Below are 13,913 nucleotides of genomic sequence, written 5' to 3'. Positions count from 1 at the left end.
AGCCGCCTCACTCTCAACCTGTCTATGAAAGGCAACAAAATGAAGAAGAACGAAACCCTGCAAGCCGCTGACTTCGAAACCCAACTGGAAACCAGCGTGGAACTGGCTGCCATGGTTCGCCTGGAACAAGCGGAAGTGGAGCAAGTTTCCGGCGGCATCGTGTCGGTGACCCATCCGGCCGGCTACCTGCCGACGGAATAAGCCGGGATAGGTTTCCCGGCGCGGCGGTGGCCTGTCCCCGCCGCAAACGGCTGCTCCGCGCATTTCGCCCCCTTCTGCCTCGCCCCATCCCAGCCCGCTCCCGCGTCTCCGTCCGCCCTGCTGCGGCACCAGGCACAACAGCAAAAATCCATTGAGTATGACAAGGAGCCGGCAGGCCGCCAGTGTACAGCGCCACGCCATCGGGATATCGTGCACGGAATACTGCTCCCAACTGGAAATCCTGCCCATGCGCTACCTGGACTGGCTGCCGCCCGAGGCGACGCAAATCACCCTGGTGCTGTTCCTGGCCTTCTTGATCGGACTGGAGCGCGAAGAGCGCAAGGCCGGCGGCGAACATTACGTCTTCGGCGGCGTGCGCACCTACCCGTTGATCGGGCTGATCGGCTACGTCGCCGCGGCGCTGTCCGGCGGCGATTGGGCGCTGGTCGGGCTAGGCTTTGCCGTGGTGGCGGCCTTTTTGCTGATGTCGTATTGGCACAAGCTGGGTTCATCAGGCTATTCCGGCGTCACCAGCGAGATGTCAGGACTGGCCACCTATCTGATCGGCGTGCTGGTCTGCCGCGAGCTGTACTGGCTGGCCACCACGCTGACCGTGGCCAGCCTCTTGCTGCTGGAGTTCAAATCGCGGCTGGAAAGCCTGGCGCAACGCATAGACCCGGCCGATATCCTGACCTTCACCCAATTCCTGCTGCTGGCGGCGGTGATCCTGCCGCTGCTGCCCGACGAGACCATCGGCCGCTTCCAGATCAATCCGTTCAAGACCTGGCTGGTGGTGGTGGCGGTCAGCGCCGTGTCCTACGGCAGCTACTTGCTGCAAAAGCTGCGCCAGGGCAGCGGCGGCCTGCTGCTGGCCGCGCTGGCCGGCGGCGCCTACTCCTCCACCGTCACCACCGTGGTGATGGCGCGCCGCTCCGCCGAGGGCGCCACGCCGCGGCTGTTCTCAGGCGCCATCCTGATGGCTTCCGGCGTGATGTATCTGCGCTTGATGGCCTTCCTCGCCCTGTTCAACTTCGCGCTGCTGCTGCGGCTGTGGCCGGCCTTCAGCGCGCTGGCGGCGCTGGCGCTGCTGGGCGGCTGGCTGTGGTCGCGCAGCGGCCCGCCGCCGGAAGCCGGCAAGCATAGCGACTACCGGCCGCAAAACCCGCTGGAGATCGGCGCCGCCGTCCTGTTCGCCCTGCTGTTCATCGCCATGCTGGTGGCCACCCGGCTGGCCGCGCAATACCTGGGATCGGCCGGCGTCTATACGCTGGCGGCGGTGATGGGCGTCAGCGACGTGGACCCCTTCATCATGGGCATCACCCAATCCACGCCGCAGCTGACGCCGCTGCCGGTGGCCGGATCGGCCATCCTGATCGCCGTGGCCGGCAACAACGTGGCCAAGGGCGTCTACGCCTGCATGCTGGGCGCGCGCGCGGCCGGACGGCAGAGCCTTGGCTTTTTGCTGGCGCTGGCGGCGCTGGGCCTGCTGCCCTTGCTCTGGTGAGCCGGCAGCCTGCGCGCCCCTAACCGCCAGGAGCTTGCCTGGGTCAGGTTTCATGTCTCAAAAATGACACAAAATATGACTTATGGCTGATGGCCGCGCCCAGCCCAGTCGCTCCTTCTTCCTGCCCGCGCCTAGCTATTTCTACTTATTTTTCAATGTCGCGTCCCGTTTCCCATTCGGCCGGAGCGGGCGCGTCCGTCGGGCGGCGTCCACCATCCCCATTTGCAAAAAATACCTTTGTCATTAATATTTCTTCGTGCATTTCATGAAAATTAACAAACAACATGCACGTAAAAATATCCGTGACCGGATGCAAAGGAGATTACATGCCCAGGGCAACAACAACGTGGCGTCTCAGCACGCTCAGCATCAGCATGGCGATGATAGGCACGCTGGCGGGCTGCGGAGGCGGCAGCGATGAGCAAGGCGGCCGCAGCACCAGCAATCTGCAAGAGCAAGCCAAGCTGACGCTGGACGTATACGGCGCGCGCGGCGCCCGATTGAGCGCCAGCAGCGAAGGCTGCGTAGGCGGCGCCAAAATCAACTGGAGCGCTGCCGACGACGCCAAGCTGACGGCCAGCGGCGCCAGCGTGGACGACCCCGCGCCCGACCATCCGCTGCAAGTGACCGCCAGCTGCGGCAATGCCAGCGCCACGCTGACGCTGGCCGCGCAAAGCGTGTTCACCACCCCCGGCGTGTTTGCCGTGATCCAGCCAGACCGAACGCTGGCGGTATGGGGCGATAAGCTGCTGGGCGGCGATCTGTCGTCGCTCAAACCGGAGCAGCAGCCCAAGAACGTGGTGCAGGTGGTGGGCAACGAGCGCGCGCTGGCGGCGCTGCAAGCCGACGGCAAAGTGGTGTCCTGGGGCAGCGTCTGGGCCAAATCGCCCTTCGTCTCGGTACAGGGCGTGACCACCAACCGCTTCATGACCGCCGCCGGCGCCTTCGGCAAGGTGGTCAAGCTATGGCCCACCCAGCGCAGCTTCGTCGCGCTGAATGAAGACGGCAGCGCCGCCACCTGGGGCCTGACGCAAAAAACCTTCGGCGGCCTGGGCGCCTGGAAAACCGCCGCGCAATCCTTCCCGTCGGCGGACGCGCTGGCTGGACTGCGCGACATCCGCGACGTCAGCTATAACCTGGCCGCCGCCGCCGCGCTGAAGAAAGACGGCACCGTCGTCGCCTGGGGCGACCCGGAAAGCGGCGGCGATACCGCTCCCGTCGCGGCTAAACTGAAAGATGTGGTCAAGCTCTACGCCACCGATTACCAGTTCGCCGCCTTGAAGCAAGACGGCAGCGTGGTCAGCTGGGGCATCAATTGGGATACCGAGGACTTCTTCAATGGCCAGGAAGCCGCGCCGCAAAACGCGCTGAACCTGGTCAGCAATGGCGCGGTGCTGGCCGTGCTGGGCAAGAACGGCCTCGTCTCCACCATCGGCAGCCCGCAGTTCGACAAGGGCGCCAACCTGACCTTGCTGGAAGCCAGCCTCAGCAATGTGGCCAAGGTATTCGCCAGCAAGGCCGCCTTTGCCGCCCTCAAGCAGGACGGCAGCGTGGTGACCTGGGGCGACAAGCTGCGCAACGACCCAAGCGCCGCGCAGTCGCAGCTGAACAATGTGGTGGACATCGCCAGCACTGAGCTGGCCTTCGCCGCGCTGAAGAAAGACGGCAGCGTGGTCACCTGGGGCGATGAAACGCGCGGCGGCGACAGCGGCGCCGTGCAGCCGCAGCTGAACAATGTCGTGGCGCTGTACGCCAACGACTACGCCTTTGCCGCACTGAAAAAAGATGGCTCCGTCGTCACCTGGGGCGCGCCCATGCACGGCGGCGACAGCAGCGCCGTGCAAGGCAAGCTGAAAAACATCCGCGCCATTTACAGCACCGCGCTGGGCGGCTTCCTTGCCGTCGCCAAGGATGGCCAATTCATCAGTTGGGGCAGCCCGTCCGCCGGCGACGCCGCGCCGCCGGCCAGCCTGAAAACCATCCCCTATCTGAAGAGCTAAGCGCAACGCCTACGGAAAGAAAAAATATGAAAAAGCTCAATCTTCTGCCCCTGCTGCTGGCAGGTCTCGCCAGCGCCGCTGCCCAGGCGGCGCCGGGCAGCGACGTGGCCGGCATCATCGTCAAATACCGCCAGGTCTCCTCCGCCCAGCTGGCGGCGCAGGCGGCCAGCCTGCCGCGCGGCGCCGTGCTGTCCGCGCAACCGGCCGACGCCAGGCAACGCACGCTGCAACTGCAGCAACTGACCGGCGTGCCCTTGCAGTTCGAGCGCCAGATGGGCACTGGCGCCTATGTGTTCCATACCCGCAAGGCGCTGAGTCCGGCCGAGGCCAAGCAGCTGACGCGCCGCATCCGGCAGGACCCGAATGTCGAATACGCCGAGCCCAACTACATCAAGCAGGCCAACTTCGAACCCGCCAGCCCGCTCTATCAGCAGCAGCAATGGGACATGAAGTCCAACGCCGCCGAACCGGGCGCGATGAATCTGCCGGATGCGTGGAACACCAGCAAGGGCCTGGGCGTCACCGTGGCGGTGCTGGACACCGGCTATCGTCCGCACAAGGACCTGAAGCCCAATCTGCTGGCGCCGGGCTACAACTTTGTCTCCAAGCCGGAGGACGCCCGCCTGCCGGTGGGACCGGACGGCCAGACGGCGCGCCAGGCCAATGCCCTGGACCAGGGCAGCTGGAAAAACGCCAATGATTGCTACCCCGGCTCCGCGGCCGACGGCAGCAGCTGGCACGGCACCCATGTCGCCGGCACCATCGCCGCTGCAGGCGGCGACAAGGGCGGCATCACCGGCGTGGCCCCGCGCGCCAAGATCCTCCCGGTGCGCGTGCTGGGCCGCTGCGGCGGCACTGACGCCGACATCACCGACGCCATGCTGTGGGCAGTGGGCGCGCCGATTCCCGGCGCCCCGATCAACCCTTCGCCGGCGCGCGTGATCAATATGTCCTTGGGCGGCAGCCAGCCTTGCACCCAGTCCTACCGCAGCGTGATCCAGCAGATCCATGCGCGCAACGGCATCGTGGTGGTCTCGGCCGGCAACAGCAACCGCAACGCGCGCTCCGCCTCGCCGGCCAGCTGCTACGGCGTGATCACGGTGGCGGCCAATGGCCAGGCCGGCGCCATCGCCAGCTATTCCAATTACGGCGCCACCGTGGCCGTCACCGCGCCCGGCGGCGACCTGAACGTGGGCGACCCCGGCATCTACTCCACGGTCAACAGCGGCGCCACCGCGCCGGAGGACGACAACGCCTACGAGGCGATGATGGGCACCTCCATGTCCGCACCGCACGTGTCCGGCCTGGTGGCGCTGATGCTGTCCATCAACCCCAGCCTGGACTGGAAAGCGGTGCGCAATCTGCTGATCCAGACCTCGCGCAAGGCCCCGGCCAATTGCACCGGCTGCTCGGCCGGCCTGGTCGACGCCGCCGCCGCCGTGCGCGCCGCGCAGAACTACCGCTGAGCGCGGGCAATAGAAAACCGGCTTGCCTCGCGGCAAGCCGGTTTACACTGAACGAATGATAACAGTCCCACAAGCTTATACTTATAGGACTGTTTTTTAAAAAAATGAGCGCAATCTATACTCGAATATAGCTTTTTTGAACAACAGCATTTTCCAACAAATCTTTCAAGTGGCTCATTAAATTAATGATCTCACTCCTAAAGAAAAGAAAATCTTCCCAATCAAATTCTACCCACTGCCCATGGGCAATTCCATTTCTCTTTTCCAAAATAGGGTTAATTACTGTTTTTTCTTTACTCTCGAAGAAGTCATATTTCAAACCAAGCAAAAAAATTATATTTCTCAACACAACAGGCTTTAGGTTTGATCCTGTATCAATTATGTCTTTATATGGCAACTTAGCTTTTTCATCTATAAAATCTACAAAATTCTTTGCCAACTCCTCAAACAGCTCTGCTTTCGTTGACTTAGATGAAAAAATCTCAATTTTTTCTCTTATTACCAGCCCAAGTAAATTATTACTAAGCTGCCCTCGACTCAAGGACAAACATGATATAAAGCAAAGATAATATGTACAGCTATTTTTAACAAACCCTTCCCAATGCGCATACAACATTGGTGCCGTTGCTCGTAATGCATGAATATTCTTCCGCTCACGCATTACAACTCCCTCAAGCGTTAAAATCTCACTCCGTCTCCATGCTAACTCTTGGCTGATTTTATCAATTACCTCTTCATCTGTTCTAATCTTCATGGCATTAGAAAAAATTCCTAGCAACTGTCAAAATGTTATTTATTCTATAATCTGCCGTTCTGCCGACACCGACATACTTCTGGAAATCACGTTCACCCCATATTTTCTTAACTTTAACAGGTAGGTCGGCTTTCCTCTTTGGGCTTTCACTTATTTCATCGATATGGTAAGCCACACCCAACGCGATTGCCTCAAACGCTGAGATTAGAAAACCACCAAGGAATTTAGATTTGCCTGCATCATAACGCCTAAAGCAGTTTTCACCGACAAGATCCCTCAGCGCTTTAAAGGTTTTTCTAAATCTCTCTTCGACCATTTCCTTATCAAATTGTGGATCACTTGCAAATGCAAGCATATTTTCAGCCAAGTAATCTGAAATACTTCCAAAATAGCCGATATTATCAACTTTTCTATCATAGAAAACAATAAATCTTGACACCAGTTCTAGATCATATTGTTCCTCAATTTTCGAGTCAGATAAATTACAGCAATCGATGAAATTTTCATCTTTACCAAGAGATTCAAACCAATCGTAGAATTCTTCATTTGTATCGATCAACATACAATTCAGAACCTCTTGAAAGGTTGCACTGGAGCCACCTGTATTCAATCGCTGAAAGAGTTCATATTTTGTAAATCTCTGACTTTCTCGTTGAATTATATTTACATTTAACTTCGCCCTTTTAAAATCTATGCGCTGAGAAGTTGAAAATGCTTGATTATTATCATCACCATCTACTTCCCATCGCTTCCCCTCAAGACTTGGCAAATAGCGGGTACCTTTTGTACATAGCTGGGGCAAAATCTCACCACTTTCAGATTTTAATATCCCAACAAACTGGAAAATTGTCGATAGCCGCTGTAATCCATCAACGACTTCCCATATCCCATCCTTATCCTGAGCCATAAAGAGGGATGGAACAGGAATACCTAGCAATATTGATTCAATAAATTTTGACTTCTGTTCTATTGACCATCTAAAAAATCGCTGATATTTAGGCTTAATATTTAACTCACCATCTCGATATAAGTTAATTAACTCCCCAATAGACATACTATAAGAATCGGTTTTAATTTCACCACGCCACTTCTCAATCTCAACATCAAGAGCCATTTTCAACTCCCTTCATGTATAAGTGCTAATTAAATTAATAAGCAAATCAATAAATTTATTTATCATACCCCAAGTTAGGCGCCAAATCGCGCTCAGCCTGCTCCAGCGTCACGCCGCGGCGCTGGGCGTAACTGCTCACTTGGTCCTTCTCCACCTTGCCGACGCCGAAGTAACGCGCAGCCGGGTGACTGAAGTAGAAGCCGGACACCGCCGCCGTCGGCAGCATGGCGTAGCCCTCGGTCAGCGTCATGCCTATGGCCGGCGCGTCCAAGAGCTGGAACAGCTCGGTCTTCACGGTGTGGTCCGGGCAGGCCGGATAGCCTGGGGCGGGACGGATGCCGCGGTATTGCTCGTTGATCAGCGCCTCGTTGTCGAGAAGCTCGTCGGCGGCATAGCCCCAGAACTCGCGGCGCACGCGGGCGTGCATCAGCTCGGCGAAAGCCTCGGCCAGGCGGTCGGCCAGCGCCTTCAGCAGGATGGCCGAGTAGTCGTCGTTGGCCTCTTCAAAACGCTTCACATGCGGCTCGATGCCGATGCCGGCGGTGACGGCGAAGGCGCCGATATAGTCTTCCACGCCGCTATCCCGCGGCGCGATGTAATCGGCCAGCGCCCAGTTGGCCTTGCCGTCCAGCTTGGGCAGTTGCTGGCGCAGGCCCACCCAGGTCATCAGGCTGGCGCTGTTGTCCGGGTTGCGGATTTCAATGTCGTCATCGCCCACGCTCGCCGCCGGGAATAGGCCGATCACCGCGTTGGCGGCCAGCCAGTTCTCGTCGATGATCTGCTTCAGCATGGCTTGCGCATCGGCGTACAAGGCACGGGCCGATTCGCCGACGATCTCGTCGTCGAGAATGCGCGGGAAGCGGCCGGCCAGCTCCCAGCTCTGGAAGAACGGCGTCCAGTCGATGTAGGCGGCGATCTCGGCCAGCGAGTAATTCTCGAAACGGCGCACGCCCAGCCACGCCGGCTTGGGCGGCGCATAGCCGGCCCAGTCGATTTTTTCCTTGTTGGCGCGGGCCTGCTCCAAGGAAACCACCTTGCGGCCCGCCTTGTTGGCGTGGCCTTCGCGCGCGCGTTCTTGCTCGGCCAGGTTTTCCGCGACGAAGCCGTCGCGCAGCGTGTCGGACAGCAGATTGGAGCAGACGCCCACCGCGCGGCTGGCGTCCGGCACGTAGACCACCGGATGTTGGTAATGCGGCGCGATCTTGACCGCCGTGTGCACCTTGGAGGTGGTGGCGCCGCCAATCAACAGCGGGATGTCGAAGCCCTGGCGCTGCATCTCCTTGGCCACGTGGCTCATCTCCTCCAGGCTGGGGGTGATCAGGCCGGACAGGCCGATGATGTCGGCCTTGTGCTCGCGCGCGGCGTCGAGGATGGTCTGGCACGGCACCATCACGCCCAGGTCGATCACCTTGTAGTTATTGCAGCGCAGCACCACGCCGACGATGTTCTTGCCGATGTCGTGCACATCGCCCTTGACCGTGGCCATGATGATCACGCCCTTGGCCGGCGCGTCGGCCAGACCCAGGCGGATTTTCTCTTCCTCGATGAACGGTTCCAGGTGGGCGACGGCGGCCTTCATCACGCGGGCGGACTTCACCACCTGCGGCAGGAACATCTTGCCGGCGCCGAACAGGTCGCCCACCACGTTCATGCCGTCCATCAGCGGGCCTTCGATCACGTGGATGGGCCGCTCGCTCTTTTGCCGCACTTCCTCGGTGTCTTCGACGATATACGTCGTGATGCCCTTCACCAGCGCGTGCTCCAGCCGCTTTTCCACTGGCAGGGCGCGCCAGGCCAGGTCTTCGCCCTTTTTCTCGCCGGCGGCCTCGCCCTTGAACTTCTCCGCCAGTTCGATCAGCCGCTCGGTGGCGTCGCCGCCGGCCTTGGGATGGCGCATCAGCACCACGTCTTCGATGCGCTCGCGCAGCTCGGCGTCGACCTCGTCGTACACCTCCAGCGCGCCGGCATTGACGATGCCCATGGTCATGCCGCGCTGGATGGCGTGATACAGGAACACCGCGTGGATGGCCTCACGCACCTTGTTGTTGCCGCGGAAACTGAAGCTGACGTTGGACACGCCGCCGGAAATCTTGGCGTGCGGCAGGTGCTGCTTGATCCAGCCGGTGGCCTCGATGAAGTCCAGCCCGTAGCGGGCGTGCTCGTCGATGCCGGTGGCGACGGCGAAGATATTGGGGTCGAAGATGATGTCTTCCGGCGGGAAACCCACTTCGTCCACCAGGATGCGGTAGCTGTGGTCGCAAATCTCGATCTTGCGGGCGTAGGTGTCGGCCTGGCCTTTCTCGTCGAAGGCCATCACGATCACCGCCGCGCCGTAGCGGCGGATCAGCCGCGCCTGCTCGACAAACTTGTCCTTGCCTTCCTTCATGGAAATAGAGTTGACGATGCCCTTGCCCTGTATGCATTTCAGGCCGGCCTCGATCACTTCCCACTTCGAGCTGTCGATCATGATCGGCACGCGGGCGATGTCCGGCTCCGACGCGATCAGGTTCAAAAAGCGCACCATCGCGGCGTGGGCGTCCAGCATGCCCTCGTCCATATTGATGTCGATGACCTGGGCGCCGTTCTCCACCTGCTGCCGCGCCACATCCAGCGCGGTGGCGTAGTCGCCGTTCAGGATCAGCTTGGCGAAGGCGCGGCTGCCGGTGACGTTGGTGCGCTCGCCCACGTTCACGAACAAGTCTTCGTCGCCGATATTGAACGGCTCCAGGCCGGACAAGCGGCACTTGGCTTCGATCTGCGGCAGCGCGCGCGGCGCGACGCCGTCCACCGCCTGGGCGATGGCGGCGATGTGTTCCGGCGTGGTGCCGCAACAGCCGCCGACGATATTGATCAGCCCGCTCTCGGCCCATTCGCGCACGTACTCGCCCATCTTTTCAGGTTCGAGATCATAGCCGCCGAAGGCGTTGGGCAGGCCGGCGTTGGCGTGCACCGAGACATAGGTGGCCGACACCCGCGACATTTCTTCCACATAAGGCCGCAACAGGTCCGGACCCAGCGCGCAGTTGAGGCCGAAGCTCATGGCATTGGCGTGGGACAACGAGTTGTAGAACGCTTCCGTGGTCTGGCCGGTCAAGGTGCGGCCGGACTGGTCGGTAATGGTGCCGGACACCATGATGGGCAGGCGCGGCGTGTCCGGGCGATTGTCGAAATACTGGTGGATGGCGAACACCGCCGCCTTGGCGTTCAAGGTGTCGAAAATGGTTTCCACCAAGAGCAGGTCCGCGCCGCCCGCCACCAGGCCGTCTATCGCCTCGGTGTAGCTCGCCACCAGCTCGTCGAAGCTGACGTTGCGGTAGCCGGGGTCGTTGACGTCCGGGCTGATGGAACAGGTGCGGTTGGTGGGGCCCAACACGCCGGCGCAGAAACGCGGCTTGGCCGGGTTCTTGGCCGTTTGCGCCGCGCACAGGTCCTTGACCAATTTGGCGGCGGCTTGATTGATCTCCCACACCAGGCTCTCCATCCGGTAGTCGGCCATGGCGATGGAAGTGGCGTTGAAGGTATTGGTTTCGATGATGTCGGCGCCGGCGTCCAGGTAAGCCTGGTGGATGCCGCCGATCACGTCGGGACGGGTCAGGACCAGCAGGTCGTTGTTGCCCTTGACGTCGCAGGGCCAGTCGGCGAAGCGTTCTCCCCTGTAGTCTGCCTCGTCCAGCTGGTGGCGCTGGATCATGGTGCCCATGCCCCCATCCAGAATCAGAATGCGTTGCGACAGGTGCTGAAAAACTGGATGAGGTAATGGCTTTGTCATGTTAATTGCAGCGTATTTGTCTAAAACGGTATCTAATGGCCGCGCGGCCTGTTAGGGTCATCATAACATCGGCGTCACCCGCCCCAGACAGCACCCATTAGAATAAGAGAGCGTATTCATATGGCCATACAGAATAATAAGTGGTGGTTTTCCACTTTGCTGCTGCTCGCGCTCAGCGCGTCCGCCGCTCCGCTGCGGATCGGCGTGTCCGACAGCGACGGCCCGCCCCTCGCGGTGATCTCAGAAGACGGCAACACGCTGAACGGCGGCTTGACGCGCGACCTGGGCGCGCTGCTGGCGGCAGAACTGGAAATGAAGCCCGAGTTTGTCATACTGGCGCGCAAAAGAGTGGAGCCTGCCATCGAAAGCGGCAAAGTGGATATCGTCTGCAACGCCAATCCCGACTGGTACGGCAACTCTGCCCGCCTGGGCTGGAGCCACGTGATCTACCCCTTGACCGAGCGCGTGCTGTCGCCCAAAGGCCTGCCCCCCATCCGCAAGTTCGACGATCTGGCCGGCAAGCGCATCGGCATCCAGCACGGCTACCACTATCCGGAGCTGGAATACCTGTGGGCCAGCAACCGCAGCAGCAAGGATACCGAGGCCCGTTTCGACCTGCTGTTCAAATCGCTGGAAAAGCGCCTGAGCGACGTCGCCATCGTCACCGAGATCATTTACGTCTGGTGGGCGCATGAACACACGCGGGAAGCCGCCAGCTTCAAGCTGCACCCGCTGGTGGTATCGTCCATGCCCACCATGTGCGCCTTGTCGCCCAAATCGCCGATCAAGCTGGAGCAGCTGAATCGCGCCGTGGACAAACTGCAGAAGAACGGCAAGCTCAAGACCATGCTGACGCATTACCTGTCGCAGGAGTAAGCCCCAGGCAGCGCCGGGACGCATGCTAAAATGGCGTTTTTGCAGCGAAAAAGCGTCCCGTCATGAGCGATCTGTTAGCCGGCCTCAATCCCGAACAACTGCGCGCCGTCACCTGGCCCGCCAAGAGCGCGCTGGTGCTGGCCGGCGCCGGCAGCGGCAAGACCCGGGTGCTGACCACCCGCATCGCCTGGCTGTTGTCCACCGCTCAGACCTCGCCGGCCGGCATCCTGGCGGTGACCTTCACCAACAAGGCCGCGCGCGAGATGCAGACCCGGCTGTCCGCTCTGGTGCCGGTCAATGTCCGCAATATGTGGATCGGCACCTTCCACGGCCTGTGCAACCGCTTCCTGCGCATCCACTACCGCGACGCCGGCCTGCCGCAAACCTTCCAGATCCTGGACTCCGCCGACCAGCAGGCCGCGATCAAGCGCCTGCTGAAAAGCCTGGAGCTGTCGGACGAGAAATACCCGCCGCGCGCGGTGCAAAGCTTCATCAACGGCAATAAGGAGGCCGGCCTGCGCGCCGAGTCGCTGCCGCCGGCGCTGAACCCGTACGAAGCCAAGCTGGTGGAGCTGTACGCCGCCTACGACGCCCAGTGCCGGCGCGAAGGCGTGGTGGACTTCGCCGAACTGCTGCTCAGAAGCTACGAGCTGTTGTCCCGCAACGAGGCGCTGCGCGCCCATTACAGCAGCCGCTTCAGCCATATCCTGGTGGACGAGTTCCAGGACACCAACCGCCTGCAGTACGCCTGGCTCAAGCTGCTGGCCGGCGAGCACGGCGCGCTGTTCGCCGTGGGCGACGACGACCAGAGCATCTACGCCTTCCGCGGCGCGGAAGTCGGCAATATGCGCGCGCTGCTGTCCGACTTCCACGTGGCCGAACCGGTGCGACTGGAGCAGAACTACCGCTCCGTGGGCAATATCCTGAACGCCGCCAATGCGCTGATCGAACAGAACGACGGCCGCCTGGGCAAGAACCTGTGGACCGATGCCGGCGAGGGCGAAAAAATCCGCTTCTTCCAGGCCGGCAGCGACGGCGAGGAGGCAGAGTTCATCATCGACGAGGTCAAGAGCCTGCACCGCGACGGCCTGGCGCTGTCCGACATCGCCGTGCTCTACCGTTCCAACGCCCAGTCGCGGCTGCTGGAGCATGTGCTGGTCAACGCCCAGATTCCCTACCGCATCTATGGCGGCCTGCGCTTCTTCGAACGCCAGGAAATCAAGCACGCGCTGGCGTATCTGCGCCTGGTGGCCAACCCGGACGACGATAACGCGCTGCTGCGCGTGATCAACGTGCCGACGCGCGGCATAGGCGCGCGCAGCGTGGAAAACCTGCAGGCCGCCGGCCGCGAGCAGGGCATCTCGCTGTGGCAGGCCGCCTGCGGGGCCGGCAGCGGCCGCACCGCCGCCAAGATCGGCGAGTTCGTGCTGTTGATCGAGCGTCTGCGCGAGCAGAGCCGCGACTTCAGCCTGGCCGAAACCATCAGCCTGGTCATAGACCGCAGCGGCCTGCGCGACATGTACGAGCAGGACAAGAAAGACGGCGAGGAGCGGCTGGCCAACCTGGACGAGCTGGTCAACGCCGCCGCCAGCTTCCTGCCCGACCAGCCCGAGCAGGCGCTGACCGAATTCCTGTCCGCCGCCAGCCTGGAAGCCGGCGAGCACCAGGCCGACGCCGGCAGCGACGCCTTGCAGCTGATGACGGTGCACGCGGCCAAGGGCCTGGAGTTCGACGCCGTCTTCGTCAGCGGCCTGGAAGAAGGCCTGTTCCCGCACGAAAACAGCATCATGGACGGCAAGGGCCTGCAGGAAGAGCGGCGGCTGATGTACGTGGCCATCACCCGCGCGCGCAAGCGGCTGTATCTGTCCAGCGCGCAAAGCCGCATGCTGCACGGCCAGAGCCGCTATCCCATCCCGTCGCGCTTCATTGACGAGATTCCGGCCGAACTGATCCATGCGCTGTCTGCTACAGTGAAAGCACCCGTTGCAGCCTGGCAGGCCCGCCCGGCGGCAGCCGCGCCGCGCCGCCAAGCGCAAAACGCCTACGGCCTGTCCATCGGCCAAGCCGTTAGCCACGCCAAATTCGGACTGGGCGTCGTGATCGATGCCGAAGGCAACGGCGAAGACGTGCGCTTGCAGATCAATTTCGCCGAACATGGCGTAAAGTGGCTGGATCTGCGCTACGCCAAGCTGACGCCGGCCTGAGTGGCGCGGGGCAGGGCAGCCGCAG

At 61.2% G+C, this 13,913-nt stretch carries 9 protein-coding genes; 6 read left to right on the top strand and 3 right to left on the bottom strand.

The window, feature by feature from the left end:
* The first annotated feature begins 39 nt into the window (after window positions 1-39).
* The 4 genes from FYK34_RS20575 to FYK34_RS17400 all read left to right on the top strand — a co-directional run bounded on the left by FYK34_RS20575 (window position 40) and on the right by FYK34_RS17400 (window position 5,171).
* Window positions 40-201: a hypothetical protein gene (locus FYK34_RS20575; protein WP_168209791.1), complete on the top strand. Its 162-nt coding sequence runs from the start codon at window positions 40-42 to the stop codon at window positions 199-201.
* A 247-nt stretch (window positions 202-448) separates the two neighbouring features.
* The gene (locus tag FYK34_RS17410; RefSeq protein ID WP_149298644.1) at window positions 449-1,705 is read left to right on the top strand and encodes an MgtC/SapB family protein; all 1,257 of its coding nucleotides are present in this window, start codon (window positions 449-451) and stop codon (window positions 1,703-1,705) included.
* Window positions 1,706-2,031: 326 nt separating this feature from the next.
* Window positions 2,032-3,705 carry an RCC1 domain-containing protein gene (locus FYK34_RS17405; protein ID WP_149298642.1) on the top strand — a complete coding sequence of 558 codons (1,674 nt, stop codon included), beginning with the start codon at window positions 2,032-2,034 and terminating at the stop codon, window positions 3,703-3,705.
* A gap of 26 nt (window positions 3,706-3,731) precedes the next feature.
* The gene (locus FYK34_RS17400; protein ID WP_149298639.1) at window positions 3,732-5,171 is read left to right on the top strand and encodes a S8 family peptidase; all 1,440 of its coding nucleotides are present in this window, start codon (window positions 3,732-3,734) and stop codon (window positions 5,169-5,171) included.
* A 115-nt stretch (window positions 5,172-5,286) separates the two neighbouring features.
* Here the strand turns inward: FYK34_RS17400 and FYK34_RS17395 are convergent, their stop codons facing one another.
* From FYK34_RS17395 to metH, 3 genes are read right to left on the bottom strand one after another with little or no spacing between them, the layout of a single operon-like run.
* Window positions 5,287-5,925, bottom strand: a complete 639-nt coding sequence (locus tag FYK34_RS17395) for an MAE_28990/MAE_18760 family HEPN-like nuclease (protein WP_149298637.1) — start codon at window positions 5,923-5,925, stop codon at window positions 5,287-5,289.
* A 4-nt stretch (window positions 5,926-5,929) separates the two neighbouring features.
* Window positions 5,930-7,039, bottom strand: coding sequence for a DUF262 domain-containing protein (locus FYK34_RS17390; protein WP_149298635.1), 1,110 nt, complete (start codon window positions 7,037-7,039; stop codon window positions 5,930-5,932).
* Window positions 7,040-7,094: 55 nt separating this feature from the next.
* A complete protein-coding gene (gene metH, locus FYK34_RS17385; protein WP_149298633.1) occupies window positions 7,095-10,808 on the bottom strand; it encodes a methionine synthase in 3,714 nt (1,237 codons plus the stop codon).
* 120 nt (window positions 10,809-10,928) lie between these two features.
* On the opposite strand from metH, the gene FYK34_RS17380 reads away from it, so the two are divergent.
* Both FYK34_RS17380 and FYK34_RS17375 read left to right on the top strand, forming a co-directional pair.
* Entirely contained in the window at window positions 10,929-11,684 is a 756-nt protein-coding gene (locus tag FYK34_RS17380) for a substrate-binding periplasmic protein (RefSeq protein ID WP_149298631.1), read from the top strand.
* 62 nt (window positions 11,685-11,746) lie between these two features.
* Complete coding sequence (locus tag FYK34_RS17375) at window positions 11,747-13,888, top strand: UvrD-helicase domain-containing protein (RefSeq protein ID WP_149298629.1); 2,142 nt, start codon at window positions 11,747-11,749, stop codon at window positions 13,886-13,888.
* Window positions 13,889-13,913: the final 25 nt, after the last annotated feature.

This window comes from Chromobacterium paludis (assembly GCF_008275125.1).
Classification (GTDB): Bacteria; Pseudomonadota; Gammaproteobacteria; order Burkholderiales; family Chromobacteriaceae; genus Chromobacterium; species Chromobacterium paludis.
This window is presented reverse-complemented; position numbering and strand designations above follow the sequence as displayed.

Excerpts from the sequence above, each read along its gene's own strand:
- FYK34_RS17405 (WP_149298642.1), top strand. The coding sequence starts at position 2,032 with ATGCCCAGGGCAACAACAACGTGGCGTCTCAGCACGCTCAGCATCAGC.
- FYK34_RS17400 (WP_149298639.1), top strand. The coding sequence starts at position 3,732 with ATGAAAAAGCTCAATCTTCTGCCCCTGCTGCTGGCAGGTCTCGCCAGC.
- FYK34_RS17395 (WP_149298637.1), bottom strand. The coding sequence starts at position 5,925 with ATGAAGATTAGAACAGATGAAGAGGTAATTGATAAAATCAGCCAAGAG.
- FYK34_RS17375 (WP_149298629.1), top strand. The coding sequence starts at position 11,747 with ATGAGCGATCTGTTAGCCGGCCTCAATCCCGAACAACTGCGCGCCGTC.
- FYK34_RS20575 (WP_168209791.1), top strand. The coding sequence starts at position 40 with ATGAAGAAGAACGAAACCCTGCAAGCCGCTGACTTCGAAACCCAACTG.
- FYK34_RS17380 (WP_149298631.1), top strand. The coding sequence starts at position 10,929 with ATGGCCATACAGAATAATAAGTGGTGGTTTTCCACTTTGCTGCTGCTC.
- metH (WP_149298633.1), bottom strand. The coding sequence starts at position 10,808 with ATGACAAAGCCATTACCTCATCCAGTTTTTCAGCACCTGTCGCAACGC.
- FYK34_RS17410 (WP_149298644.1), top strand. The coding sequence starts at position 449 with ATGCGCTACCTGGACTGGCTGCCGCCCGAGGCGACGCAAATCACCCTG.
- FYK34_RS17390 (WP_149298635.1), bottom strand. The coding sequence starts at position 7,039 with ATGGCTCTTGATGTTGAGATTGAGAAGTGGCGTGGTGAAATTAAAACC.